The 26,037-nt window shown below is 65.2% G+C and carries 21 protein-coding genes, 2 tRNA genes and 3 rRNA genes; 15 read left to right on the top strand and 11 right to left on the bottom strand.

Annotation, left to right across the window (positions count from 1 at the left end):
- Positions 1-209: 209 nt before the first annotated feature.
- From ACOCMH_RS02365 to ACOCMH_RS02340, 6 genes are all read left to right on the top strand, one after another.
- Positions 210-1,277: an ATP-NAD kinase family protein gene (locus ACOCMH_RS02365; protein WP_427307567.1), complete on the top strand. Its 1,068-nt coding sequence runs from the start codon at positions 210-212 to the stop codon at positions 1,275-1,277.
- Positions 1,278-1,351: 74 nt separating this feature from the next.
- Complete coding sequence (locus ACOCMH_RS02360) at positions 1,352-2,365, top strand: thiamine pyrophosphate-dependent dehydrogenase E1 component subunit alpha (RefSeq protein ID WP_171517372.1); 1,014 nt, start codon at positions 1,352-1,354, stop codon at positions 2,363-2,365.
- A 32-nt stretch (positions 2,366-2,397) separates the two neighbouring features.
- Positions 2,398-3,414: an alpha-ketoacid dehydrogenase subunit beta gene (locus ACOCMH_RS02355; RefSeq protein WP_427307565.1), complete on the top strand. Its 1,017-nt coding sequence runs from the start codon at positions 2,398-2,400 to the stop codon at positions 3,412-3,414.
- A complete protein-coding gene (locus tag ACOCMH_RS02350; RefSeq protein ID WP_427307564.1) occupies positions 3,414-4,529 on the top strand; it encodes an acetoin dehydrogenase dihydrolipoyllysine-residue acetyltransferase subunit in 1,116 nt (371 codons plus the stop codon). The genes ACOCMH_RS02355 and ACOCMH_RS02350 overlap by 1 nt, the downstream gene beginning before the upstream one ends.
- 74 nt (positions 4,530-4,603) lie before the next feature.
- Entirely contained in the window at positions 4,604-4,954 is a 351-nt protein-coding gene (locus ACOCMH_RS02345; RefSeq protein WP_427307563.1) for a carboxymuconolactone decarboxylase family protein, read from the top strand.
- A gap of 36 nt (positions 4,955-4,990) precedes the next feature.
- A complete protein-coding gene (locus ACOCMH_RS02340; protein ID WP_427307562.1) occupies positions 4,991-5,752 on the top strand; it encodes a lipoyl protein ligase domain-containing protein in 762 nt (253 codons plus the stop codon).
- Here ACOCMH_RS02340 and ACOCMH_RS02335 read toward each other — a convergent pair.
- The 3 genes from ACOCMH_RS02335 to ACOCMH_RS02325 form a co-directional block, all read right to left on the bottom strand.
- Positions 5,749-6,498, bottom strand: coding sequence for a DUF3047 domain-containing protein (locus tag ACOCMH_RS02335; RefSeq protein WP_427307561.1), 750 nt, complete (start codon positions 6,496-6,498; stop codon positions 5,749-5,751). The two genes, ACOCMH_RS02340 and ACOCMH_RS02335, sit on opposite strands and share 4 nt — an antisense overlap.
- A gap of 245 nt (positions 6,499-6,743) precedes the next feature.
- The gene (locus ACOCMH_RS02330) at positions 6,744-7,565 is read right to left on the bottom strand and encodes a hypothetical protein (protein WP_427307560.1); all 822 of its coding nucleotides are present in this window, start codon (positions 7,563-7,565) and stop codon (positions 6,744-6,746) included.
- A 409-nt stretch (positions 7,566-7,974) separates the two neighbouring features.
- Positions 7,975-8,364, bottom strand: a complete 390-nt coding sequence (locus ACOCMH_RS02325; RefSeq protein ID WP_427307559.1) for an OsmC family protein — start codon at positions 8,362-8,364, stop codon at positions 7,975-7,977.
- A gap of 568 nt (positions 8,365-8,932) precedes the next feature.
- Here ACOCMH_RS02325 and ACOCMH_RS02320 point away from each other — a divergent pair.
- The 6 genes from ACOCMH_RS02320 (at position 8,933) to ACOCMH_RS02295 (ending at position 14,518) form a co-directional block, all read left to right on the top strand.
- A 16S ribosomal RNA gene (locus ACOCMH_RS02320) occupies positions 8,933-10,466 on the top strand.
- Between the two features lie 62 nt (positions 10,467-10,528).
- Positions 10,529-10,605 (top strand) — tRNA-Ile (locus ACOCMH_RS02315).
- A 12-nt stretch (positions 10,606-10,617) separates the two neighbouring features.
- Positions 10,618-10,693: transfer RNA gene (locus tag ACOCMH_RS02310), tRNA-Ala, on the top strand.
- Positions 10,694-11,009: 316 nt separating this feature from the next.
- Positions 11,010-13,888, top strand: a 23S ribosomal RNA gene (locus tag ACOCMH_RS02305).
- Between the two features lie 123 nt (positions 13,889-14,011).
- Positions 14,012-14,124: ribosomal RNA gene (gene rrf / locus ACOCMH_RS02300) — 5S ribosomal RNA — on the top strand.
- Together the 16S, 23S and 5S rRNA genes with 2 tRNA genes alongside form the textbook arrangement of a ribosomal RNA operon.
- Before the next feature lie 115 nt (positions 14,125-14,239).
- Positions 14,240-14,518, top strand: coding sequence for a GIY-YIG nuclease family protein (locus ACOCMH_RS02295; RefSeq protein ID WP_427307558.1), 279 nt, complete (start codon positions 14,240-14,242; stop codon positions 14,516-14,518).
- Positions 14,519-14,588: 70 nt separating this feature from the next.
- On the opposite strand, the gene ACOCMH_RS02290 is transcribed toward ACOCMH_RS02295, so the two are convergent.
- Together ACOCMH_RS02290 and ACOCMH_RS02285 are read right to left on the bottom strand one after the other, a co-directional pair.
- Positions 14,589-15,011, bottom strand: a complete 423-nt coding sequence (locus ACOCMH_RS02290; protein ID WP_116357812.1) for an organic hydroperoxide resistance protein — start codon at positions 15,009-15,011, stop codon at positions 14,589-14,591.
- Between the two features lie 51 nt (positions 15,012-15,062).
- Positions 15,063-15,539 carry a MarR family winged helix-turn-helix transcriptional regulator gene (locus tag ACOCMH_RS02285; RefSeq protein ID WP_427307557.1) on the bottom strand — a complete coding sequence of 159 codons (477 nt, stop codon included), beginning with the start codon at positions 15,537-15,539 and terminating at the stop codon, positions 15,063-15,065.
- Positions 15,540-15,717: 178 nt separating this feature from the next.
- Here ACOCMH_RS02285 and ACOCMH_RS02280 point away from each other — a divergent pair, with 178 nt between their 5' ends.
- Together ACOCMH_RS02280 and ACOCMH_RS02275 are read left to right on the top strand one after the other, a co-directional pair.
- Positions 15,718-17,184, top strand: a complete 1,467-nt coding sequence (locus ACOCMH_RS02280) for a DegQ family serine endoprotease (RefSeq protein WP_427307556.1) — start codon at positions 15,718-15,720, stop codon at positions 17,182-17,184.
- A 271-nt stretch (positions 17,185-17,455) separates the two neighbouring features.
- Complete coding sequence (locus ACOCMH_RS02275; protein ID WP_171518056.1) at positions 17,456-17,788, top strand: hypothetical protein; 333 nt, start codon at positions 17,456-17,458, stop codon at positions 17,786-17,788.
- A 144-nt stretch (positions 17,789-17,932) separates the two neighbouring features.
- On the opposite strand, the gene ACOCMH_RS02270 is transcribed toward ACOCMH_RS02275, so the two are convergent.
- The 5 genes from ACOCMH_RS02270 to ACOCMH_RS02250 form a co-directional block, all read right to left on the bottom strand.
- Complete coding sequence (locus ACOCMH_RS02270) at positions 17,933-19,516, bottom strand: MFS transporter (protein ID WP_427307555.1); 1,584 nt, start codon at positions 19,514-19,516, stop codon at positions 17,933-17,935.
- Positions 19,513-20,001, bottom strand: coding sequence for a MarR family winged helix-turn-helix transcriptional regulator (locus ACOCMH_RS02265; protein ID WP_427307554.1), 489 nt, complete (start codon positions 19,999-20,001; stop codon positions 19,513-19,515). The genes ACOCMH_RS02270 and ACOCMH_RS02265 overlap by 4 nt, the downstream gene beginning before the upstream one ends.
- Before the next feature lie 81 nt (positions 20,002-20,082).
- Positions 20,083-22,053, bottom strand: coding sequence for a transglutaminase TgpA family protein (locus ACOCMH_RS02260; protein WP_427307553.1), 1,971 nt, complete (start codon positions 22,051-22,053; stop codon positions 20,083-20,085).
- Positions 22,050-23,078, bottom strand: coding sequence for a DUF58 domain-containing protein (locus tag ACOCMH_RS02255; protein ID WP_427307552.1), 1,029 nt, complete (start codon positions 23,076-23,078; stop codon positions 22,050-22,052). The genes ACOCMH_RS02260 and ACOCMH_RS02255 overlap by 4 nt, the downstream gene beginning before the upstream one ends.
- 5 nt (positions 23,079-23,083) lie before the next feature.
- Positions 23,084-24,010, bottom strand: coding sequence for an AAA family ATPase (locus ACOCMH_RS02250; protein ID WP_427307551.1), 927 nt, complete (start codon positions 24,008-24,010; stop codon positions 23,084-23,086).
- Between the two features lie 264 nt (positions 24,011-24,274).
- Between ACOCMH_RS02250 and ACOCMH_RS02245 the strand changes: the two genes are divergently transcribed.
- Positions 24,275-25,096, top strand: coding sequence for a phytanoyl-CoA dioxygenase family protein (locus tag ACOCMH_RS02245; RefSeq protein WP_427307550.1), 822 nt, complete (start codon positions 24,275-24,277; stop codon positions 25,094-25,096).
- 16 nt (positions 25,097-25,112) lie between these two features.
- Here ACOCMH_RS02245 and ACOCMH_RS02240 read toward each other — a convergent pair whose 3' ends face one another.
- Positions 25,113-25,952: an IclR family transcriptional regulator gene (locus ACOCMH_RS02240; RefSeq protein ID WP_427307549.1), complete on the bottom strand. Its 840-nt coding sequence runs from the start codon at positions 25,950-25,952 to the stop codon at positions 25,113-25,115.
- Positions 25,953-26,037 lie beyond the last annotated feature (85 nt).

The following is a 26,037-nucleotide window of genomic DNA, read 5'->3' as shown; positions in this document are numbered from 1 at the left end:
GTCCAGCCCGTACACCTGTACTGTGACACCTGTCTCGCCATGGCGGCCGCTCTGGCCGTTCTTTTGGCGCAAGCGGTAGCGGTTCTTGCGGGTTATCCCTGAAGTCCGGGCCACGCAATGCCCGATTTCGGCCATCGCGATGCTGTCCGGCCACTGGCACACCCATTGCAATAAGCCTGTCACGACAATGACAACACAGGAGACAGGCAATGGGGCAGCCAAGGTCCGCCGACGCGCCGCTGGTCGGCATCATCGCCAATCCGATCTCGGCGCGCGACATCCGCCGCGTGATCGCCAACGCCAACAGCCTGCAGCTGTCCGACCGCGTCAATATCGTGCTGCGCCTGCTCGCCGCGCTGTCGTCCTGCGGCGTGCGGCGCGTGCTGATGATGCCCGACCGCGAAGGGCTGCGGGTCATGCTGGCGCGGCACCTGGCACGCCGGCAGGGACCGGATGCCGGCTTGCCCGAGGTCGACTATGTCGACATGCCGGTGGCCTCGCGCGTCGACGACACGCTGCATGCCGCGCGCTGCATGGCCGATGCGGGCGTGGCCGCCATCATCGTGCTGGGCGGCGATGGCACCCACCGCGCGGTGGTGCGCGAGTGCGGCGCGGTGCCGATCGCCGGCCTGTCGACCGGCACCAACAATGCCTACCCCGAGATGCGCGAGCCCACCATCACCGGGCTGGCCACCGGCCTCTATGCCACCGGCCGCATTCCCGCCAGCCAGGCGCTGGCCTCGAACAAGCGCCTGGACATCGTCATCCGCGACGGCAACGGCGGCTTTCGCCGCGACATCGCGCTGGTCGATGCGGTGATCTCGCATGAACACTTCATCGGCGCGCGCGCGCTGTGGAAGACCGACACGCTGGCCGCGGTCTACGTGTCCTTTGCCGACCCCGAGGCGATCGGACTGTCGTCCATCGCCGGCTTGCTGGAGCCGGTGGGACGGCGGGAAGCCGGCGGCCTCGCGATCGAACTGGCCGCGCCGGGCGCGGGCGAATTCGACCTGCGCGCGCCGATCGCGCCGGGCCTGATGTGCACCGTGCCGGTGGCCGGCTGGCAGCGGCTTCAGCATGGCCGACCCCATCGCGTGCGCCAGCGCAGCGGCATCGTCGCGCTCGACGGCGAGCGCGAGCTGACCTTCGGCCCGGACGACGAAGTCACTGTCACGCTGCACGACCACGCCTTCCGCAGTATCGACGTCGCTGCCTGCATGCGCCACGCGGCGCGCCAACAGCTGATGCGCAGCGCGCCGCAACACGTCTTTGCCTGATCCCGCGCGGGCCTCGGCCCGCAACATGCCCCGCTTTTCTTGAAGTGCAACACCTGAAAACGAAGGAGACAGACATGACAGCCAGAGCTTCGCAAGACCCGGCGCAACCTCGCGGCGCGTTGCCGCTCGACAAGGAGACGCTGCTGACGGTGTACCGCCGGATGCGCACCATCCGCGATTTCGAGGAACGCCTGCACGTGGACTTCGCGCGCGGCGACATCCCCGGCTTCGTCCACCTGTACGCGGGCGAGGAAGCCGCGGGCGTCGGCATCCTGCACCACCTGCACGACGGCGACCGCATCGCCAGCACGCACCGCGGCCATGGCCACTGCATTGCCAAGGGTGTCGACCCGGTGGCGATGATGAAGGAGATCTACGGCAAGAAGGGCGGTTCGTGCAACGGCAAGGGCGGCTCGATGCATATCGCCGACCTGTCCAAGGGCATGATGGGCGCCAACGGCATCCTCGGCGCGGGCGCGCCGCTGATCTGCGGCGCCGCGCTGGCGGCCAAGTTCCGCGGCAAGGGCGAGGTCGGCATTACCTTCTGCGGCGACGGCGCCTCCAACCAGGGCACCTTCCTCGAAAGCCTGAACCTGGCGGCCGTATGGAACCTGCCGGTGATCTTCGTCATCGAGAACAACGGCTACGCCGAATCGACCTCGCGCGACTATGGCACCGCGGTGGACAGCTACGTCGACCGCGCCGCCGGCTTCGGCATCCCGGGCGTGACGGTCGATGGCACCGATTTCTTTGCCGTGCACGAGGCCGCCGGCGAAGTCATCCGCCGCGCGCGCGAGGGTGGCGGGCCGTCGCTGCTGGAATGCAAGATGGTCCGGTTCTACGGCCACTTCGAAGGCGATGCGCAGACCTACCGCGCCGCCGGCGAACTTGACGACATCCGCGCCAACAAGGATTGCCTGAAGCTGTTCGGCCGCACCGTGACGCAGGCCGGCGTGGTCGCGCGCGAGGAACTCGACGCCATCGACCGCGAAGTCGCCGCGCTGATCGAGCACGCCGTGCAGGAAGCCAAGGCAGCGCCCCAGCCGGGCCCTGAAGACCTGCTGACCGACGTCTACGTCAGCTATTGATCCGCCACGCACCCAATCATCAGGAGACAAACATGGCTCGCAAACTGAGCATCAAGCTGGCGATCAACGAGGCGATCGACCAGGAAATGACCCGCGACCCCAGCGTCATCATGCTGGGCGAGGACATCGTCGGCGGCGCCGGCGCGGACGGCGAGAAGGACGCCTGGGGCGGCGTGCTGGGCGTGACCAAGGGGCTCTATGCCAAGCATGGCGACCGGCTGCTGGATACACCGCTGTCCGAGTCCGCCTATGTCGGCGCCGCCATCGGCGCCGCGGCCTGCGGCATGCGCCCGATCGCCGAACTGATGTTTATCGACTTCATGGGCGTTTGCTTCGACCAGATCTTCAACCAGGCCGCCAAGTTCCGCTACATGTTCGGCGGCAAGGCCGAGACCCCGGTGGTGATCCGCGCCATGGTGGGCGCGGGCTTTCGCGCCGCCGCGCAGCACAGCCAGATGCTGACGCCGCTGTTCACGCATATCCCCGGCCTGAAGGTGGTGTGCCCGTCCACGCCGTACGACACCAAGGGCCTGCTGATCCAGGCGATCCGCGACAACGACCCGGTGATCTTCTGCGAGCACAAGAACCTCTATGGCCTGGAAGGCGACGTTCCCGAAGGCGCCTATGCCATCCCGTTCGGCGAGGCCAATATCGTGCGCGACGGCAAGGACGTGTCGATCGTCACCTACGGGCTGATGGTGCATCGCGCGCTGGAGGCGGCGGCAACGCTGGCGAAGGAAGGGATCGAGGCCGAGATCGTCGACCTGCGCACGCTGTCGCCGCTGGACATGGACACGGTGCTGGAGTCGGTCGAGAACACCGGCCGGCTGGTGGTGGTGGATGAAGCCAGCCCGCGCTGCAATATCGCCACAGACATCTCCGCCCAGGTCGCGCAGCAGGCCTTCGGCGCGCTCAAGGCCGGCATCGAGATGGTGTGCCCGCCGCATACGCCGGTGCCGTTCTCGCCCACGCTGGAAGACCTGTATATCCCCAGCGCCGCGCACATCGTCAACGCCGCGCGCAAGACCGTGAAGGGAGGCAAGCACTGATGTCTACGCCTGCAATTACCCCGATCGTGATGCCCAAATGGGGCCTGTCGATGAAGGAAGGCACCGTCAATGCCTGGCTGGTCGACGAAGGCACCGAGATCACCGTGGGCATGCCGATTCTCGACGTGGAAACCGACAAGATCGCCAATGCGGTGGAGGCGCCCGACGCGGGCACGCTGCGCCGCAGGGTGGCGCAGGCCGGCGACGTGCTGCCGGTCAAGGCGCTGCTTGGCGTGCTGGCCCCTGCGGAGGTGAGCGATGCGCAGATCGATGAATATGTCGCGGCTTATGAAACGCCGGCGGACGACGGCGGCGACGAGGACGCCGCCGCCGCGTACCAGTTCGCCGAGGTCGACGGCATCCGGGTCCGCTATGCCCGCAAGGGCGAGGGCGCCCAGACCGTGCTCTTCATCCACGGATTTGGCGGCGACCTGGACAACTGGCTGTTCAACCTCGATCCCCTGGCCGACGCGTACACCGTGGTGGCGCTCGACCTGCCCGGCCACGGACAGTCGTCGCCGCGGCTCGCGGGCACGACGCTGGCGCAGATGGCCGGCTTTGTAGCGCGCTTCATGGACGAGATCGGGGTCGACGCGGCCCATGTGGTGGGCCACTCGATGGGCGGCGGCGTGGCCGCGCAACTGGCGGTGGATGCGCCGCAGCGGGTGCTGTCGGTGGCGCTGGTGTCGCCGGTGGGCTTCGGCGAGGCTGTCAACAGCGGCTATACCGATGGCTTCGTCAGTGCGCAGTCGCGGCGCGAACTCAAGCCCGTGGTCGAACTGCTGTTTGCCGACCCCGGCCTTGTCAGCCGGCAGATGCTGGACGACCTGCTGCGCTACAAGCGGCTCGATGGCGTGCCCGAGGCGCTGACCGCGCTGGGGCAGGGCCTGTTCGGCGGCGGCCGGCAGAGCGAGCAACCGGGCCAGCGCCTGGCCGACAGCGGCAAGCGCGTGCTGGTGGTGTGGGGCGGACAGGACCGCATCATCCCCGCCGAGCATGCCGAAGCCGCGCCGCCGGGTGCCACCGTCAGGGTCTTCCCCGACGCCGGCCATATGAGCCAGATGGAGAAGGCCAATGACTTCAATGCGTTGCTGAAGATTCACCTGGCCGGCTGATACAGCGCCCGGGGGGCGCCGCCGTGCGCCGTCCGGGCCGCTGCCTTGGGCCGTTCCACCACAGGACTACCTAGATGACCACAGACCTGAAGACCCGCCTGGCGGAGATCAACAAGCAATTCGGCGCGCTCGGCCAGGCCCAGCCCGCCGCGATGAGCGCCTTCCAGGGCGTCATGAAGGCCGCCATGCAGGAGGGCAGCCTGCCCGCCGCCGTCAAGGAGCTGGTGGCCGTCGCGCTGGCGGTGCAGAAAGGTTGCGACGACTGCGTGCTGTTCCATACCAGCCAGGCACAGCGCCATCGCGCGACCCGCGCCCAGCTGGCCGAGGTGCTGGCGATCAATATCGAAATGGGTGGCGGACCCGGCGCCATGTACGCCGCCCGCGCGCTGGCGTATTTCGATGCGCTCAACGCCCAGGATTGCTAGACTCGGCCTATTGCCACTCCGGGCCGGTGCGATCCGATGCCGTTTGAATTTGTCGAAGCCCTTGCCACGGTCCCGCCCGGCAGCGACCCGCTGCAGGAAGAGTTGGCGCTGATGGAGCTCGCGGCGCAGGGCCGGCAGGTGGCGCGCTTGTGGGAAGCACCGCTGTCGCTGGTGGTGCCGCGCACCTACCTGCGCCATGTGGCGCTCGAGACCGCGTGCGCCGATTTCGTCCGGAACGGGTGCCCCGTGTTCCTGCGCATGTCCGGCGGCGGGCTGGTTCCGCAAGGGCCCGGCATCCTCAACCTGAGTCTGGCTTACGCCGTGGGACAGCCGCCAGGCGCGCTCAGCGACGCGGTCTACCTGCACCTGTGCGCGGTGATCGGCGGCGGCCTGCGCAGGCTCGGCATCGAGACCCACTGGCAGGCGGTGGCCGGCTCCTTTTGCGACGGCCGCTACAACCTTGCCTGGGGGCCGCCCGCCGCCGCGCGCAAGATCGCCGGCACGGCCCAATACTGGCGGCGTGCGCCGGCCGCCATGCAGGCCGCCGACGGCCAGCGCCACCTGGTGCTCGCCCATGCCGTGCTGCTGGTCGGCGCCGACCCTGAGCAGATCAATGCACGCGCCAATGCCTTCGAGGCGGCCATTGGCAGCGAACGGCGTTATGGCGCGGACAAGGTTGTCAGCGTGCGCGAGGCGCTGGTGGCCGGCGGGCACGACGCGCACGACGATGCCACGCTGATGGCCAAGGTCGCGGATGCGCTGCGATGGAGCCTCGGCCAGCATCCTGCCCCGGCCTAGTCCTTCGCCGCGGTGCGAGGCAGGAAGCGGATGTCGCCATACCAGGCGCGGGCGGCGGCGCGGGTATTGTCGGTGTCCGTCATGATGCCGTAGGCCTTGAGCGGGCCGGGCGGTTCGTGGAAGACGCGTTCATAGTCCTGCGCCAGGTTGCGCCGCAGGTTCTGCCATGTGCCGGCATCGCCCTCGCCGGAGACCACGATCATCTGTACGCGGCCGGTATGCGGATTGGGGATGACGCTGCCCGGCGCGGCGCTGGTTGACCAGACATACATCAGCGTGGCATAGGGCAGTTCCTCGCCCGCCACGGTCCTGGCCAGTTGCCGCGCGGCACGGTCGCCCAGCGAGAGCTTGCTGGTGTCGCCGTCGAAGAAGAACACCAGCCGCGCCGGCGCGTCTTCGCGCGCGCCGTCGCGGTTGTCGGCGCCGGGTATCGCGCCATCTGCCTTCCAGCGCCAGGCCACCACGGGCGTACGCGACAGGTCCACGTCGCCCGCATGCATCAGCGCCGACGCCGAGCTGTTGGCTTGCGCCAGCAGCACCGTGGTGCCGCCCTCCGCCACCAGCTTGTACTCGGTCCTGGCCTTGCCTTCGGCCACCGGTAAATTTTTCCAGTCCGGCGGCAGCGCGCCGCCCGGCTTGCGCTCGGAAAGGACAAGTCCGGGCTGGCCCCCTTGCGCTGGCGCGGGAAGGGACGCAAGCAGCAGGGTGGCACACAGGGCAAGGTGCAAGGCGGGGGTCGGGGTCATGACGGGATCAGCATAAGACGGACGGTGGGACCGAACGCAAACCGTGTGCCCGAGCATTGCGCACGCTGGCCAATCTGAACCTTGCCATACCGCGCGCCCCAAAAAAATCGCGGCCCGCAAGGGGCCGCCAATCGGGAATGCGAGGAGTGTCAATTTCCTCAAGAGACGTTATCGTCCCAAACCGACGCCGCAAGACCCCTCTTTCGTGGGGTCTATGCATCACAACCGTGAAGGCGAGCGTCCGCTTACGCGATCAGGTAGGCGGGATGCGGATCCGGTCGTACGGAAGCACGCAGTTTCCGGACGTTCGATTCCAGTTCGGCGTGGGCCGCATCGAGCCAGTCCACGCGATGCCGCACCGGATCCTTGGCCGACAAGGCGCTGGCCGCAATCTCTCGCAGGAAGTAGCGCACCATGCTGCCGGCACGCGCCGGCACTGGCATCATCCCCAGCAACTGGCGGCGTGCCAGCAACCGGCGCGTGACCGCATGCTGCAGCCCGGCCCAGGCGGTGCGGCCCAGTGCGAGGTACAGCGCGTCGGTGCGCATCTGCCGCACGGCACCGAGGAACTGGGTCTCGAAGATTTCACGCAGCATCGGCGCGTCCAGCAGTTCTTCCAGCGGGCCGTCAAAGGCCAGCCCGCGCCGCGTGGTGGCATGCGGCAACAGGGCGAGCGGCTGCAGGCGCTCGAAGCCTTCGTTCCACAACGCGGCGGCATGCGGCAGTCCGACCAGCTCGGGCACGCGGAAGTGGTCAAGCATGCGGATCAGGTTGGGCCGCACCAGCTTGCCGCCCAGTTCGACGCGCCGCTTGTTCTCGCGCTGGACCACGCGGCCCGGCGCATGGGTGCGCAGCAGTTCCTCGGTTACCGCAGCGGCCAGCCGCACATGGGCATGACCGGGCGTGGTGCTGACCAGCACCAGCGCTGCCTGCGTATTCAGGTATTCGCAGGGGACGTAATGCATGGCGTAGGTGCTGTCCCGCGCCACCACGACGGGTTTCGCAATCACGCCGCTTGCGCCCGCAAGCCGTATCTGGGCGCAATAGGCTTCAATGAAGTTGGTCAAGGCATCCCCCCGCTCGCTTCGTCTTGTAAGCGTTTTTTTATTCTTCTGCTTTCCGTCCATGGTAAGCCGGCGCGGCATGGCAGAGAAAGCCGCCACCTTCGTTTTGACCCCTTCCCGCAGGCAACCTTGGTGGGCCAGCCAACACACCGCATGGGCGTTCGCTCTAACGGGTCGGATCGCGGCGCCGATTCCGTCGACGACATCATTAGCGTATCCCGCGTCGTGGTCAGGACCATGACATGGCCCGTGACGCGCGCGGTGCCAGCCATGCCGCAAAAGAAAAAGCCGGGCACGCTAGCGTGCCCGGCCAACCCATTTGCTGACTCAGGTGGTGTCAGAACCCGAGAGTCAAATGCTAACGATTATCATTTGCGGCTGCAACCATTGAATGAACCGAGGTTGCGCCAGGTCATGCCATCGAGGTCTCGATCGAGAATTGTCCGGACAAGGTCTTGTGCACCGGGCAACGATTCGCGACCCGCAGCAGGTCTTCCAGGATCTGGGGCGACAGGTCGCCGCTGACCTTCACTTCGCGTTGCATCGTATAGGTGCCGTTGGCTTCCTGATGACCGACCGAAACATGGACATCAGTGACCGCGTAACCCTTGCGTTTCGCATACAGCTGCAAGGTCAGGGTTGTGCAGGCCGCCAGGGCGGAGTCCAGCAAGTCATGCGGATTCGGATAGCGGGTGTCGCCCCCGGCGGAAGCGTCGAGATCGGCTTGCCACTCGGCAGTGCCGTTGGTCAGCTGGCAGATGCTGTTGCCCTGGCTTGGCTTCCACGTCGCTTGGATAGTCATCAAACGCCCCCATTTAATCGAAAAGCGGCCCCGCGGGCCGGAACGGTCATTCTATAAGTAGCGTGGCGCGTCAGGGCCCAAGCGCCGAAAGCGGCGCATCCGTGCCGAGTTCGGGCGTTTCCGAGAAACCGCTTGCCAACCCCGTTGCGGTCGCTTATTATTCGCCCCCTCGCAACACCACGCGGCCCCTGCAAGGCAGGCGCAGCAAGGGATGCGGGGTCGGCCGGGAGGTTGGCGCAGCGAGGTTTGCAGCGCTGACGGCAGCAAAAAAGATTGCTGCAAACGGTTGACGAAACGAAGAAAGCGCTGCATAATCTCGTTTCTCTGCTGCAGACAACGCAGCGCGCTGAACGGCAAAGCCGGATGGCGAAGTTCTTTAACAAACAAACAACCGATAAGTGTGGGCGCTGGGTAGCGGACGCCGCTGTCTTCGGACAGTGCTGCTTCAAGTTATACAGTGCTCGCACAGCAAAACGTGACTGGGTCTTCGGATCTGGTCAGTCAGTTTTCTGAGAGTGAGCGACCGCTCGAAAGAGCGAGGGAGCCGCGAGGCTTCCACACAGAGATTGAACTGAAGAGTTTGATCCTGGCTCAGATTGAACGCTGGCGGCATGCCTTACACATGCAAGTCGAACGGCAGCACGGGGGCAACCCTGGTGGCGAGTGGCGAACGGGTGAGTAATACATCGGAACGTGCCCTGTCGTGGGGGATAACTAGTCGAAAGATTAGCTAATACCGCATACGACCTGAGGGTGAAAGCGGGGGACCGGTAACGGCCTCGCGCGACAGGAGCGGCCGATGTCTGATTAGCTAGTTGGTGGGGTAAAAGCCTACCAAGGCGACGATCAGTAGCTGGTCTGAGAGGACGATCAGCCACACTGGGACTGAGACACGGCCCAGACTCCTACGGGAGGCAGCAGTGGGGAATTTTGGACAATGGGGGCAACCCTGATCCAGCAATGCCGCGTGTGTGAAGAAGGCCTTCGGGTTGTAAAGCACTTTTGTCCGGAAAGAAATGGCCCTGGCTAATACCCGGGGTCGATGACGGTACCGGAAGAATAAGCACCGGCTAACTACGTGCCAGCAGCCGCGGTAATACGTAGGGTGCGAGCGTTAATCGGAATTACTGGGCGTAAAGCGTGCGCAGGCGGTTTGATAAGACAGGCGTGAAATCCCCGAGCTCAACTTGGGAATGGCGCTTGTGACTGTCAGGCTAGAGTATGTCAGAGGGGGGTAGAATTCCACGTGTAGCAGTGAAATGCGTAGAGATGTGGAGGAATACCGATGGCGAAGGCAGCCCCCTGGGACGTCACTGACGCTCATGCACGAAAGCGTGGGGAGCAAACAGGATTAGATACCCTGGTAGTCCACGCCCTAAACGATGTCAACTAGTTGTTGGGGATTCATTTCTTCAGTAACGTAGCTAACGCGTGAAGTTGACCGCCTGGGGAGTACGGTCGCAAGATTAAAACTCAAAGGAATTGACGGGGACCCGCACAAGCGGTGGATGATGTGGATTAATTCGATGCAACGCGAAAAACCTTACCTACCCTTGACATGCCACTAACGAAGCAGAGATGCATTAGGTGCCCGAAAGGGAAAGTGGACACAGGTGCTGCATGGCTGTCGTCAGCTCGTGTCGTGAGATGTTGGGTTAAGTCCCGCAACGAGCGCAACCCTTGTCTCTAGTTGCTACGAAAGGGCACTCTAGAGAGACTGCCGGTGACAAACCGGAGGAAGGTGGGGATGACGTCAAGTCCTCATGGCCCTTATGGGTAGGGCTTCACACGTCATACAATGGTGCGTACAGAGGGTTGCCAACCCGCGAGGGGGAGCCAATCCCAGAAAACGCATCGTAGTCCGGATCGTAGTCTGCAACTCGACTACGTGAAGCTGGAATCGCTAGTAATCGCGGATCAGCATGCCGCGGTGAATACGTTCCCGGGTCTTGTACACACCGCCCGTCACACCATGGGAGTGGGTTTTGCCAGAAGTAGTTAGCCTAACCGCAAGGAGGGCGATTACCACGGCAGGGTTCATGACTGGGGTGAAGTCGTAACAAGGTAGCCGTATCGGAAGGTGCGGCTGGATCACCTCCTTTCCAGAGGCTTGTGTCTCAAGCCTAGCGTTCACACTTATCGGTTTGTTTGCTGTTACAGCCAAGGGTCTGTAGCTCAGGTGGTTAGAGCACCGTCTTGATAAGGCGGGGGTCGTAGGTTCAAGTCCTACCAGACCCACCAAGTTATCCGAAGGGGGGATTAGCTCAGCTGGGAGAGCACCTGCTTTGCAAGCAGGGGGTCGTCGGTTCGATCCCGTCATCCTCCACCACCGCTTACGAGCGGGACGAAACTACCTGGTACCTTGGTTTGGTTGTCAAAGGAAAGCGCTTACTGAGTGCTTCCCTTTGGCATTGCCAAGCGATCGCGGGTCTCACCTGCGAATCGGCTGTTCTTTAACAATATGGGATGTAGTAAAGGTGTCGCGGTGCGTTGATGAGACGCACAGTTGTATAACGCGATACCGGGTTGTGATTGTATCAACCAAAATGTATTTAAGTGATCGAAAGATGACTTGGAATACGGCACAAATGCGAGAACTCATCCTGTAGCGACGGTTTCGAGTCATCGAGACACACTCGTTATAGGGTCAAGCGAACAAGTGCATGTGGTGGATGCCTTGGCGATCACAGGCGATGAAGGACGCGGTAGCCTGCGAAAAGCTTCGGGGAGCTGGCAAACAAGCTTTGATCCGGAGATGTCCGAATGGGGAAACCCGGCCCGTATGGGTCATCCCTGACTGAATTCATAGGTCAGGGAAGCGAACGCGGCGAACTGAAACATCTAAGTAGCTGCAGGAACAGAAATCAACCGAGATTCCCAGAGTAGTGGCGAACGAAATGGGAAGAGCCTTGTACTCTTTAGCAGTGGTGTTAGCAGAACGGGATGGAAAGCCCGGCCCTAGCAGGTGATAGCCCTGTATGCGAAAACACGATTGTGGAACTAGGTGTACGACAAGTAGGGCGGGACACGTGAAATCCTGTCTGAAGATGGGGGGACCATCCTCCAAGGCTAAATACTCGTGATCGACCGATAGTGAACCAGTACCGTGAGGGAAAGGCGAAAAGAACCCCGGGAGGGGAGTGAAATAGATCCTGAAACCGCATGCATACAAACAGTCGGAGCCTCGTAAGGGGTGACGGCGTACCTTTTGTATAATGGGTCAGCGACTTACATTCAGTGGCAAGCTTAACCGATTAGGGAAGGCGTAGCGAAAGCGAGTCCGAACAGGGCGTTGAGTCGCTGGGTGTAGACCCGAAACCAGATGATCTATCCATGGCCAGGTTGAAGGTGCGGTAACACGTACTGGAGGACCGAACCCACTAACGTTGAAAAGTTAGGGGATGAGCTGTGGATAGGGGTGAAAGGCTAAACAAATCTGGAAATAGCTGGTTCTCTCCGAAAACTATTTAGGTAGTGCCTCGTGTCTCACCTTCGGGGGTAGAGCACTGTCATGGTTGGGGGGTCTATTGCTGATTACCCCGCCATAGCAAACTCCGAATACCGAAGAGTGCAATCACGGGAGACAGACATCGGGTGCTAACGTCCGGTGTCAAGAGGGAAACAACCCAGACCGCCAGCTAAGGTCCCCAAATATGGCTAAGTGGGAAACGAAGTGGGAAGGCTAAAACAGTCAGGAGGTTGGCTTAGAAGCAGCCACCCTTTAAAGAAAGCGTAATAGCTCACTGATCGAGTCGTCCTGCGCGGAAGATGTAACGGGGCTAAGCCATATACCGAAGCTGCGGACGCACGCAAGTGCGTGGTAGGAGAGCGTTCTGTAAGCCTGTGAAGGTGTCTTGTAAAGGATGCTGGAGGTATCAGAAGTGCGAATGCTGACATGAGTAGCGATAAAGGGGGTGAAAGGCCCCCTCGCCGTAAGCCCAAGGTTTCCTACGCAACGTTCATCGGCGTAGGGTGAGTCGGCCCCTAAGGCGAGGCAGAGATGCGTAGCTGATGGGAAGCAGGTTAATATTCCTGCACCGTCGTATGATGCGATGGGGGGACGGATCGCGGAAGGTTGTCCGGGTGTTGGAAGTCCCGGTCCCTGCATTGGAGAAGGCGCTTAGGCAAATCCGGGCGCGGAATTCAAGAGTGTGGGGCGAGCGGCCTAGTGCTGCGAAGCAATTGGAAGTGGTTCCAAGAAAAGCCTCTAAGCTTCAGTCATACGAGACCGTACCGCAAACCGACACAGGTGGGCGAGATGAGTATTCTAAGGCGCTTGAGAGAACTCGGGAGAAGGAACTCGGCAAATTGGTACCGTAACTTCGGGATAAGGTACGCCCTGGTAGCTTGACTGGCCTGCGCCAGAAGGGTGAAGGGGTTGCAATAAAATGGTGGCTGCGACTGTTTAATAAAAACACAGCACTCTGCAAACACGAAAGTGGACGTATAGGGTGTGACGCCTGCCCGGTGCCGGAAGATTAAATGATGGGGTGCAAGCTCTTGATTGAAGTCCCGGTAAACGGCGGCCGTAACTATAACGGTCCTAAGGTAGCGAAATTCCTTGTCGGGTAAGTTCCGACCTGCACGAATGGCGTAACGATGGCCACACTGTCTCCTCCCGAGACTCAGCGAAGTTGAAGTGTTTGTGATGATGCAATCTCCCCGCGGCTAGACGGAAAGACCCCATGAACCTTTACTGTAGCTTTGCATTGGACTTTGAACCGATCTGTGTAGGATAGGTGGGAGGCTTTGAAGCGTGGACGCCAGTTCACGTGGAGCCGTCCTTGAAATACCACCCTGGTTTGTTTGAGGTTCTAACCTTGGCCCGTGAATCCGGGTCGGGGACAGTGCATGGTAGGCAGTTTGACTGGGGCGGTCTCCTCCCAAAGTGTAACGGAGGAGTTCGAAGGTACGCTTGGTACGGTCGGACATCGTACCTAAAGTGCAATGGCAAAAGCGTGCTTAACTGCGAGACCGACAAGTCGAGCAGGTGCGAAAGCAGGACATAGTGATCCGGTGGTTCTGAATGGAAGGGCCATCGCTCAACGGATAAAAGGTACTCTGGGGATAACAGGCTGATACCGCCCAAGAGTTCATATCGACGGCGGTGTTTGGCACCTCGATGTCGGCTCATCTCATCCTGGGGCTGTAGCCGGTCCCAAGGGTATGGCTGTTCGCCATTTAAAGAGGTACGTGAGCTGGGTTTAAAACGTCGTGAGACAGTTTGGTCCCTATCTGCCGTGGGCGTTGGAATCTTGACGGGGGCTGCTCCTAGTACGAGAGGACCGGAGTGGACGTACCGCTGGTGTACCTGTTGTCTCGCCAGAGGCATCGCAGGGTAGCTATGTACGGAAGAGATAACCGCTGAAAGCATCTAAGCGGGAAACTCGCCTGAAGATGAGGATTCCCTGGAGGCTTGACCTCCTTGAAGGGTCGTTCGAGACCAGGACGTTGATAGGCTGGGTGTGGAAGCGCAGTAATGCGTTAAGCTAACCAGTACTAATTGCCCGTAAGGCTTGATCCTATAACCAGTGTGTTTTGCCTGGTGAGTGATTCGCCTTGTGCCAGTTGACACAGTCAATACACAACCAACACTACATCCCGATTCGTGACGCTGGCTTCAACCCCAGCGTCACAACCCTTCATGCCTGGTGACCATAGCGAGCTGGAACCACCCCTTCCCATCCCGAACAGGTCCGTGAAACAGCTCCGCGCCGATGATAGTGCGGATACCCGTGTGAAAGTAGGTCATCGCCAGGCTCTTATCGTGCAAAACCCCTCGACAGCATTCGCTGCGAGGGGTTTTTGCTTTGGCGCTGCGCTCGCCATTGCCGTTACACCGTAATACCATTGCCGCAGCTCTCCATTTCCGCCTATGTCCGCTGACTGCGCCTGGTATCTCTATCTGCTCGAATGCACCGGCGATTCCATTTACACCGGAATCACCACGGACGTGGCGCGCCGTTTTGCCGAACACCAGTCCGGCAAAGGCGCCAAGTACACGCGCTCGCGCAAGCCCTTGCGCGTGCTCGGCCAATTGCGCTTTGCCACCAAGTCGGAAGCGTTGAAGGCAGAAATCGAAATCAAACGGATGAGTTCGGCGCAGAAGCGGTCATTTTGCGCTCATCTGACCAGCGCCGAACCGGGCCAGTAGCCCGCACCATGCCAAAAAAACGGCCCGCATCGCACTTGCGATGCGGGCCGTTTTTTCTCGGCTCGACGCTTCAGACCACAGTCAGCGTGACGTCGATATTGCCGCGCGTCGCGTTCGAGTACGGGCACACCTGATGCGCCTGCTCGACCAGCTTCTCGGCAGCCTCGCGCTCGAAGCCGGGTAGCGAGATTTTCAGTTCGACCTGGATACCAAAGCCCTGCGGGATCGGACCGATGCCGACCGCGCCCTCGATCGATGCATCGGCGGGCACGTTGATCTTCTGCTGGCTCGCGACATAGCGCATCGCCCCGAGGAAGCAGGCCGAATAGCCGGCGGCAAACAGCTGCTCCGGATTCAGGCCGTTGCCGGCACCACCCATCTCTTTTGGCACGGCGAGCTTGGCATCGAGCTGGCCATCGGAGGTAGTGGCACGGCCATCGCGGCCGCCGGTCGCAGTGGCATGGGCGGTATATACGACTTTTTCGAGTTTCATCTAAGGCTCCGGTTTGGTTGCCCGCAGGGGCGCCATCATTAAGGCCTGCCGTCAGTTCGGCAAGCTGGAATCGGTCCGCGCTTGTTCGAGCGTCGACCGCAGTGCATGCAAGCGCCGCGTCAGCGCCTGGATCTCTTCGACCGGGCATTGCGTGGCACATAACATCTGTTCAGGAATCCTGGTCGCGCGCTGACGCAGTGCACGGCCGGCGTCAGTCAGGCTGACCAGGACCCTGCGTTCGTCCGTTGCGTCCCGGGTGCGGTTGACCAGACCCGTGGCGGCTAGCCGCTTCAGCAGCGGCGTCAGCGTGCCCGAGTCCAGCGCCAGGCGATTGCCGAGTTCCGAAACCGACAACGTTTCTGTCTCCCACAAGACCAGCATGACGAGGTACTGCGGATAAGTAAGCCCAAGCTCACTTAGCAGTGGCTTGTACAGCTTGGTCATCGCCAACGAGCTCGAATACAGCGCAAAGCATAGTTGCTGATCAAGCAAAAGCCAGTCAGTGGCGGGTTCGTGATCGCGTTCCATGCCAGTATATTAAACACAATTAGATTGTGCGCAAGCTAAATTTTCGAGAACGCCGAGCGGATCGCCGCGCAGTGGGATGCGAGTCTCATCCTTAAGTCTGTTTTAAGTCTGGCTCGCTAGCATGGCGGTGTTGCGTCGCATCGTGCCGACGCCGGATGCTAAAAGGAAAGGAACACCTATGATGCGCCAGACCATTGCTCGCACCGCCGTTGGTATCGCGGCCCTGGCCGCGCTCGGCGGCGGCTATGCCTATCTGCAGCGGGAAGTCATCACCCCGGGCTACGCGGCTCCCGCTCCTGTGGTGGCGGCCGCCCAGCCGGCGGCCGCCGTGGCCAGGCCGATGGATTTTTCCGGCATCGTCGCTCAGTACGGACCCGCGGTGGTCAATATCAGCGTGACCGCGCGCGCCCAGCGCACGGCGGTGCAGATGCCGCCCGGCATCGATCCGGACGATCCGCTGTTCCAGTTCTTCAAGCGCTTCGGCCCGCAATTCAAGGGGCCGCAAGCTGGTCCGCAACAACTGGTGCGCGGACTGGGCTCGGGCTTTATCGTCAGCCCCGACGGCCTGATCCTGACTAATGCCCACGTTGTCGACGGCGCGCAGGAGGTGACCGTCAAGCTGACCGACCGCCGCGAGTTCAAGGCCAAGGTGCTCGGCACCGATCCGCAGACCGACGTGGCAGTGATTCGCATCGATGCCAAGGATCTGCCGACGGTCCGCCTGGGCGACCCGTCGCAGGTGCGCGTGGGCGAGCCCGTGCTGGCGATCGGCTCGCCTTACGGCTTTGAGAACACCGTGACCGCGGGCATCGTCAGCGCGAAGTCGCGCTCGCTGCCTGACGACACCTATGTGCCGTTCATCCAGACCGACGTGGCCGTCAATCCCGGCAACTCGGGCGGCCCGCTGTTCAACCAGCGCGGCGAGGTGGTCGGCATCAACGCGCAGATATACAGCCAGACCGGCGGCTACCAGGGCCTCTCGTTCGCGATCCCGATCGACGTGGCGACCAAGGTGCAGCAGCAACTGGTGGCGCACGGCAAGGTCACGCGCGGGCGCCTTGGCATCAGTGTGCAGGAGGTCAACCAGGCGCTGGCGCAGTCGTTCGGGCTGCCCAGGCCGACGGGGGCGCTGGTCAATTCGGTGGAGCCTGACAGCCCGGCCGCACGCGCGGGCCTGAAGCCTGGCGACGTCATCGTGCAGCTGGACAACGACGTGATCGATCATTCGGGCGACCTGCCGGAGCACGTGGCCGACATCAAGCCGGGCACGCAGAGCTCGCTGAAGATCATCCGCAAGGGCCAGCCGATGACGCTGGCGGTGACCGTGGGCACCGCCCGGGACCAGGCCGTGGCGCAGAAGGCGGGCGGCAAGGAGGCCAATGGCCGGCTGGGGCTGGCTGTGCGCCCGCTGACGCCGGCGGAGAAGCACGAAAGCGGCATCGACGGCGGCCTGGTGGTCGAGGACGTGACCGGGCCCGCCGCGCGCGTTGGCATCCAGCCCGGCGACGTGATCCTGTCGCTCAACGGCACGCCCATTGCATCGGTCGATCAACTGCGCACGCTGGTGGGCAAGTCGGGCAAGCAGGTGGCGTTGCTGGTGCAGCGCGATGATGCACGCATCTTCATTCCGCTCGATCTGGGTTGATCCTTGCGGGCACCGCCGTGTGTCCGCAAGCCGTTAACCAGCAACGCTTTGACGCCTCCGCGGGCCGTATACCCGCACGTATACCGACACGTAAACAAGCGGGTATACGTGCCGGTATACGGCCCGCTAAGCCTTACCAGAGGCGGGATTCAGCGCAACGAACTGCTTACAGAAAGCGCGCCAGCAGGTATCATCTCGACTGCGATGCACGAAGCATGCGGCGGCAGCCCCCGCCGGCCCTGGTTCTGCTGAATCGACAAAGAGGAAGTCTATGCAGTTGGATTTCACCCGTGCCCAGATGCCGGGTACCGATCGAGCGCGGCGGCTGACGTCCACGACGTCTGCCACCGGCTCCGCGCCGAAGCCCCGGCGGCGCAAGAAAGAGGTGGCCCCGCACTGGGAGCGCGGCTACCGTTCGCACTTCTACCGCAACGAGCGTGGCGACAAGCTGGGCGAAGTGCGCCTGTCCGAGCGCGGCGAGCTTCCCGTGGTCTACCACTGGGCCGCCGGCAACTACTCCGGCGCGGAAGGCTCGCTGGCCCACGCCCGCGCGCGCGTGGAAGAGACCATTGGTTTCGGCATGCGCCAGCTGTCGCTGTTCTGAGCAGGACCTGCGCCGGTGCCGCGACCGCCGGCACTGCGACCCGTCCGCGCCGCCCCCTTTTGCGCGCGGTGCCTTCGCTTCTCCCTGATTCTCCCGGTAGTACCTGCAGTCCTCGCCAGCCTCGCGTCGCGATGCATTGGGTGCCTACGTCAGCCGCCGCTGCAACAGCATGTACGCCGCCGCGCCGAGCGCCAGGCCGGCAATCAGCCGATAGATATCCTCGCAAGCAATCAGCGTGGCCTGCTGCGTGATCAGTGCACTGAGCTGCGCCAGCGCGCCCTGGTGTGCCTGCGCCGCATCGAAGCCGCGCGCGGCCAGCGCCGCCTGCATCCCGGACATCCAGTGTTCCGCCTCCGCGGGGCGCTGGCCGAGCGCGTGCAGCAGGCTGTCGTGCACAGCGAACTGGCGGTTCTGCAGCAGCACCGCACCCAGCGCCGAAGCAAACGAGCTGGCGATCTGCCGCATCAGGTTCTTGCTGCGGTAGCCGTGGGCAAATGCATCCGGGCTTAGCGCGCGGAACGTCAGCCCGGCAATGGGAATGATCACCAGCACGCCGAACAGGCCCTTGCCGATGAGCCCCCACGCCAGCGCCGGCGGCCCGACGTCGGGCGGCATCTGCGCGAACCACCATGCCGTGCCGGCCATCAGCACCAGCCCGGCCACCATCAGCGGCTTCTTGCGGGTGAGGCGCGGCGCCAGTTGCAGGTAGACGAAGATGCCGGCCAGGCTGACCAGCGCGGCGAAGGTATTGAGCCAGCCCGTGGTGGCCAGCGGGATCTTCAGCGCCTGCTCGGCATAGATCGGGAACAGGTAGCCGCTCAGGTTGCTGATCATGTAGTACACGAAGTACATCGCCAGGCCGGTCAGGTACACCGGCTGGCGCAGCGCGCGCAGATGCAGCACCGGCGCGCGGTGGTGCCACTGGTGCCACAGGAACACCGCCAGCAGCGCCAGCCCCGCGGTGGCCACCAGGGTAAGGCGCAGCGGATGCGAGAACACGTCGAAGCGCGCCTCGGTCAGTGCCGCCTGCAACGTCACGATGGCGGCACCGAACAGCAGCAGCGGCCCGAGCGCGGGGCCGTCGGCGCCGGCGCGCGGCTCGGCATCGGGCAGCAGCAGCCACGCGCCCAGCGTCGCCAGCGCGGCGAACGGCAACACGCCATAGAACACGTCCTGCCAGACCCCATGGTCGATCAGTTCGGCGGCGAACGCGGGGCCCAGCGCCGAGGCGGCGAAGATGCCGATCATGAAGATGCGCGTGGCGCGCGGCCGCTCGGTTGGGCTGAATAGCACATTGACCAGGATGCGGCAGCTGGTGAACAAGGCGCCGCCGCCCACGCCCTGGATAAAGCGCGCCACCACCATCTGCGGCAGCGCATGGCTGGTCGCGGCCACCACCGTGCCGGCCATGAACAGCAGCAGCGCGCCAGTCAGGTAGTAGCGGTAGCCGAACCGGCGCGACAGCCATTGCTGCTTCAGGATCATCAGCATGCTGCCCACCGCGTAGGCCGCCTGCACCAGCGCAAAGCTGCGCGGGTCGGCGTCAAGGCCGCCGACGATATGGCTGGAGGCAAACACGAACATGATGTTCTCGAGGAACTCCACGCCCGTGGCCAGCGCCAGCAGCGTCATCAGCAGCGTCTGCCGCTGCCGGTGGCTCAGCCAGCGCAGCCACCGCATGCCCGCGCGCAATCGCCACAGCGGGCGCCAGGGCGATTCCGGATTCATGGCTGCTGTGCCTCGAGGGTCTGGTGCAGCAGGGTCAGCGTGCGGGTAGCGCTGGCCAGGCCGCTTGCACCGAGCGGCGCCCACGCTTCGCCATAGGCGGCATGCACGGCCGGGGCGGCACGCTCGAGCAGCCGGCGGCCGGCCGGTGTCAGGGTCAGCTCCAGGCTGCGCCGGTCGCTGGCCGAAGCGCGCCGGCGCAGCAACCCGCGCGTTTCCAGGCCATCCAGCAGCCGCGTCATCTGCGTGCGGGTGGCATCGAGCGTGGCACCCAGTTCGGACGGCATGCTCGGTTCACCTTCATCGACGGCAAGCATGCTCAGCACGAGATACTGGCTCATCTCCAGTTCAAAGGGCGCCAGGGCCTGGTCGATATGCCCGCGCAGCAGGCGCGCGGTGCGCAGCAGCAGCCGTGAGGCCAGGATCAGGTCGCGCGGGGCTTCCGGGTGGGTGGCGCAAAAGCGGTCGATGCGTTGCTCAAAGGACATGGCGGGCGGCGGATTGATGGCATCTGATATAGTTTCAAATGTAATTATATCAAATGCAGCTAATGCGCGAGCGTCCGCCTGCTACCGATGCAATGACGCCGAGATCCGGCGGATGCCGGCCCGCATCGAGGCGAGGGCCTGGGCCCGCGTTTCGGCTGGCAGGCTGCCGTAGCGCAGGCTGATATAGGCGGCGCTGACGGCGGCGATCGCGTCGCCGGCGCACGGCAGCTGCGCGCTGGCCCGCACCGCAAAGTCCTGTGGGCCTTCGGCCGGCGCGCGCGTGCAGCCGTGGCGCGCGAGCACGGTGCAGAAGCGGGCATAGGCCGCACTGACCGGGTCCGCCGGCACGCGCCGCCGCCACAGGGGCACCAGCGCCAGCAGGCACAGCATGCCAAGCACGGCGGCCAGCAAAGGGCCGGCGCCGGCGCTGGTGCCGAGCGCCTGCAGCAGCCGCTGCTGGCGCGCATGGTCGTACTGCAGCACCCAGCGCTGCCAGGTGTAGACCATGCCCTCATACGCCCAGCGCAAATCCTTCAGCCACGCCGGCTGCCGCGACGGGCGCCAGTCATTGGCTTCGCTGCCGACCACCGCATCCAGCCCCTGCTCGATGCGGCTGGGCGCGACCGCGCTGGTCGGGTCCACGCGTAGCCAGCCGCGGCCGTCGAGCCAGACCTCGGCCCACGCATGCGCATCGGACTGGCGCACCACGTAGTGATTGGCCATGGGGTTGTACTCGCCGCCCTGGTAGCCCGTGACCACGCGCGCCGGCACGCCGGCGGCGCGCATCAGGAAGACGAAACTGCTGGCGTAGTGCTCGCAGAAGCCGCGCCGGGTATCGAACACGAAGCTGTCGATCTGTTCAGCCCCGAGCGGCGGCGGCGTGAGCGTATAGGCGAAGGGCGCGGCCGCGAACAACCGCAGCGCGGCCTGCACGCGCGCGGCGGGATCGGCATGGCGCTGTGCCCATTGGGCGCCTAGTGCGCGGGCGCGCGGGTTGCCGGGGGGCAGGCTCAGGGCGAGCCGCAGCGTGGCCGGCGGCAGCGATTCCGCCGGTGGCGACAGCGTGGAATGGGCGCGATAGCGGATGCGCTGGTCCACCGGCCGGCGCGACATGAATTCGCCATCGGGCGTGATCGCGGCATCCGCGCCGGCGGACAGCGCCTGGCCGCGGTCGAGCACGAACAGCCAGCGCTGCCGGCTGGGTTCGAGCGTAATGCTGATGTCGATGCTCGCCGTGCTGCCGGCGCCAGCCGCGGGGGCCAGTTGCTGGCGTCGCTGCGGCGACGGATGCCAGGTGGTGCCGTCGTATTCCCACAGCACCAGCGCGCGCCAGTAAAGCGCGGCCGCGGGCAACGGCTGGCCGGCAATTTCGGCACGCAGGGCGATTTCGGGCGAACGGATCAGTTGCCCCACGCTGCCCGGGCGCATGGTGTCGCTGATGCCGGTGGTGCCGCTCTGCGCCGATTGGGGCAGCTGCCACAGCGGGTGCTCCAGGCGCGGGAACAGCACGAACAGCGCCAGTGCCCACGGCAACCCCAACAGCGCCATGCGGCCCAGCAGCGGCCAGATCGCCAGCCGGCTGCGCGCCTCGGGGTGATGCAGCAACAGCCAGTTGCGCAGCACCCAGGCGCCGATGGCCAGGCTATACAGCGCCAGCCAGAACGGCTGGTCGGACAGGTACAGCGTCAGCAGCAGGTAGAACGACAGCTGCGTGACCAGGGTCGCGTCCGACAGTGCGCGGCATTCCAGCAGCTTGAGGATGACAAAGGCGCCCAGCAACGCCACCGCCAGCTCGCGCCCGATGCCACCTCCGTCCTGCCATACCAGCGCACACGCCACCAGCAGCACCAGCACCGCGGTCGTGCCGAGCATCCAGCGCGACGGCAGCGGCGCCCGCCGCCGCCACAGCAGCCAGCGCCACGCCAGCAACAGCACCAGCAGCAGGCTCACCGCCACCGGCAGCGTGCGCGCCTGCGGCGCCAGCACCAGCGCCAGCTGGCCCAGCAGCAGGCCGTGGTCTTCATGCCGCAGCGGCCGGGGCGCGGTTTTCATGGGTGTGCCGCGGCGCGGTAGGTGCCAGGACGTTGCGGCCACAAGGCCAGTGCCTCGAGGCAGGCGCGCCGGTGGCTGGCGCCGCGCGCCGGCGGCAGTTCCACGCCGGGCAGGCGCAGGCCGATCTCGACCTCGTCGCCGGCGGCGAGCAGCCACGCGCACAGGCGCGACAGCCGGGCCTCGGCCTCCATGCCCGCGGGCAGCGCGTGCCAGTCCAGCCAGCGCGCCGGCTGCCGCGGCGGATCGCCGGCGCGGCTGAGCCAGCGGCCGGTGCGCGCGCTGTGCTTCCAGGCGATGCGGTGCAGCGGGTCGCCGCTGCGGTAGCGACGCAGCTGGTCGATGCCGTCTTCGCTGCTCGCCGCGCTGGCGGCGGCTTGCGCGCCGTCGCCTGCGTCGGCGCGCTGCTCGGGTGGCGGCGGGGCACCGGCTTCCGGCGCGGGGTAGACCAGCGTCGACAACTCCAGGTCCGCATGGCTCCAGACATGGAACAGGCCGAACGGAAAGCGGCTCGCCATCGTCACGCGCGGCAGCGCCAGACGGCCCCGGCGTGGCGCCGGCACGTGCAGCGCCAGCATGCCGCTGGCATTGGCATCGAGCGTCAGCGTCGCGGCAGCGACTTCCGGCCAGGCGCGCAAGCGGGCCTCGATGCCGATGCGCGCGTCGCCACCGCGGCTGTCCACGCGCAGGTGGAACACGGCATCCTGTCCGGCATGGACCGCCGCCACCGGCCCCGCGGCCACGGCGAGGTCAAGCAGGTTGCGGTAGGCCAGCCACAGGCACGACATGCCGATGCCCGCCAGCATGAACGTCAACGCAAAACCCAGGCTGATGTTGTAGTTCAGCGAAGTCATCAGCATGGCGGCCAGCACCACCGCAAAGCCGACCCCGCCGCGCGTGGGCAGGATATAGAGATGGCGCCGGTCCAGCAGCACCACGCCGCCGGCGCCGCCAGCGGGGCGCCGGCTTGCCGCGCGGTGCCGTGCTAGGCGTGGCAAGCCGCCGAGCACGCCCTTGCGCGACGCCATGGCCCTCAGGGAATCGCCACGCCGGCCAGCAGCGCGGCCAGCTGGCCGTCGACGGCGGCGTGGCCACCGGCGCCGGCCGGCAACAAGCGGTGCGCGGCCACGGCCATAAAGACCGCCTGCACGTCTTCGGGCAGCACCAGTTCGCGCTGTGCCAGCAGGGCCCAGGCCCGCGCACACGCCAGCAGCGCCAGCCCGGCGCGCGGCGACAGCCCCGCGGCAAAGCCGCCGTGGCTGCGCGTGGCCTGCACCAGCGCCAGCGCGTAGTCGACCAGCGCCGGGCTGGCGTAGACCTGCGCGGCCGCTTCCTGCAAGGCCAGCACCTGGCTGCCATCCATCACCGGGGGCAGTTCCGCAGCGCTCGCGCCGCCGAGGTACAGCACCCGCTCGAAGGCGGGGTCGGGGTAGCCCAGCGACAGCCGCATGGTGAAGCGGTCCAGCTGGGATTCGGGCAGCGCATGGGTGCCGATCTGCTCGAGCGGGTTCTGCGTGGCGATGACGAAAAAGGGCGACGGCAGCGGGTACGTGGCGCCGTCATGGGTCACCTGCCCCTCGGCCATCGCCTCGAGCAGCGCGCTCTGGGTCTTGGGCGGTGCCCGGTTGATCTCGTCGGCCAGCACCACCTGCGCGAATACGGGGCCACGGTGAAAACGGAATTCGCCGGCGTCGCGGACAAAGACCGAAACCCCGATCAGGTCGGCCGGCAACAGGTCGCTGGTGAACTGCACGCGCTGGTAGTGCAGCCCCAGCGTGCGCGCCAGCGCATGGGCCAGCGTGGTCTTGCCCACGCCCGGCACGTCTTCCAGCAGCAGGTGACCGCGGGCCAGCATGCAGGCCAGCGCCAGCCGCACCGGTTGTGGCTTGCCAAGGACAATGCGGCCCAGCTGGGCCTGGGCCTCGGCCAGCGAAGCGACGATGCGGGGGCGTGCAGTCACGTGGGACCTCGGCGCAAGAGGTGGGGAAAAAGTCGGCGGATGCAGGGATTATCGGGCGGAGACGAGCGCATTGTAGCGGCGCGGGCCGCTTGCGGCACCGTCTGTTTCCGTACGCAGGCGCCCGATGGCCCCGCCGCACGGCGCAGGATGACGATGCGGCGCCTGCGCCAGATCGCGCCGGTTCTGGCATCATGAGCCTGTCGGGCCACCGCGGCCCTGTTCCTCTTTCCGCCTCTTTCCGCGGCCTTGCCCGCGCCTGCTGCAATGACCTTGCTGGATCCCTGCGCCGACCTGCCTGCTTCCACTCTGTCCGCCGATGCCGGCGCGCTGCCGCGCCTGGTGCAGGCCTTCCATGCCAACGGTTTCGTGATCCTGCGCGGCTTTGCCGACGAGGCGGCGTGCGCGGCGCTGGAGGCGGTGACGCGCCAGCACCTGGCCGCGGCGGTGCCGCCGGTGGAATTCGAGGCCGACCTCGGCTATCCGGGTGCCCCGGCCACGCGCGATGCCGCCGGCGGCGGCACGGTCAGGCGCCTGCGCCAGGCCTATGGGCGCGATGCGGTGTTCCGCCGCTGGGCCAGCGACCCCAAGCTGGTGGCCGTGGTGCAGGCCTTGCTCGGCGAGCCCGCGCGCATCACGCTGGCGCATCACAACTGCGTGATGACCAAGCATCCGCACTATGGCAGCCAGACCGGCTGGCACCGCGATACGCGCTACTGGTCGTTCGCGCGGCCGGAACTGGTGACGGTGTGGCTGGCGCTGGGCGACGAGGACGAGCGCAATGGGGTACTGCGCGTCATCCCGGGGTCGCACCAGGCGAAGCTGGAGCCGGGCCAGCTGGACCCGGCCGAATTCCTGATCGAAGCGCACCCGGCCAGCCAGCCGCTGCTGGACGCCGCGCAGCCGCTGGCGCTGCACCGCGGCGATGTGCTGTGCTTCGACAGCCGGTTGTTCCATGCCGCCGGCCGCAATGCGTCCAATGCGGTCAAGCTGTCGGTGGCGTTCGCATATTTCGGCGCCAGCAATCGCCCGCTGGACGGCACGCGCTCGGCCGAGTTCGGCAGCGTGGAGCTGCCCGCCGCAGTCTGATCCGGCGCGGCTGCGCTCAGGTGCGCAGCCCGACCAGCCCGGAAATCTTTTCGGAAGCCTCCAGCAGCGGCGGCAGGAAGCGCTCCAGCATCTCCTGCGCGCTGGTGCGGTTGGCCTGGCCGCTGATGTTGATGGCGGCGATGGTGTGGCCGGCGCGGTTGCGGATCGGCGCGGCCAGCGACACCAGACCTTCTTCCAGCTCCTGATCGTTCAGGGCCCAGCCGCGCTGGCGGATATCGGCGACGATGGCCTTGAGCGCGTCCACGTCGGTCACGGTGCGCCCGGTGCGCGCGCGCAGCTCGGTGGCGCGCAGCACGCGGTCGAGCTCAGCCTCGCTCAGGCCGGCCAGCAGCACCCGTCCCATCGAAGAACAATACGCCGGCAGGCGGCTGCCGATCGACAGGTTGATGGTCATGATCTTGCGCGCCGGCACGCGCAGCACGTAGACGATCTCGGTGCCGTCCAGCACCGAGATCGAGCAGCTTTCATGCACCTGCTGCGACAGCGTCTCCATGATCGGCTCGGCCAGGTTCCAGAACGGCATCGAGGTCAGGTAGGCGAAGCCCAGGTCCAGGATCTTGGGCGTGAGCCGGAACAGGCGCCCGTCGGCCTGCACGTAGCCCAGGCCCACCAGCGTCAGCAGGATGCGGCGCGCGCCGGCGCGCGTCAGGCCGCTGGCCTGGGCGATCTCGGTCAGGGTCTGGGCCGGGTGCTGCGCGTTGAAGGCCCGGATCACCGACAGGCCGCGTGCAAAAGACTGCACATAGCTGTCGCTCGGCTTTTCGGGCGTGGCGGCGCTGTCGGCGGTCTGCGATGCTGGCGGCGGAGTCTGGCGGGAATCGGTGGAACTGGCCATCTGCGTAGCCGGCGCGGTTCGCCGGATTGGCACGGAAAGGCCGAAAGGGTAGAGGAAATGCCGGGATTGCGCCAGTGCCGGGCCG

The sequence above is a fragment of the Cupriavidus sp. H39 genome (assembly GCF_050271075.1).
GTDB lineage: Bacteria > Pseudomonadota > Gammaproteobacteria > Burkholderiales > Burkholderiaceae > Cupriavidus > Cupriavidus necator_B.
Note: the sequence above shows the minus strand (reverse complement) of the source record. Positions and strands in the feature narration are given on the sequence as shown.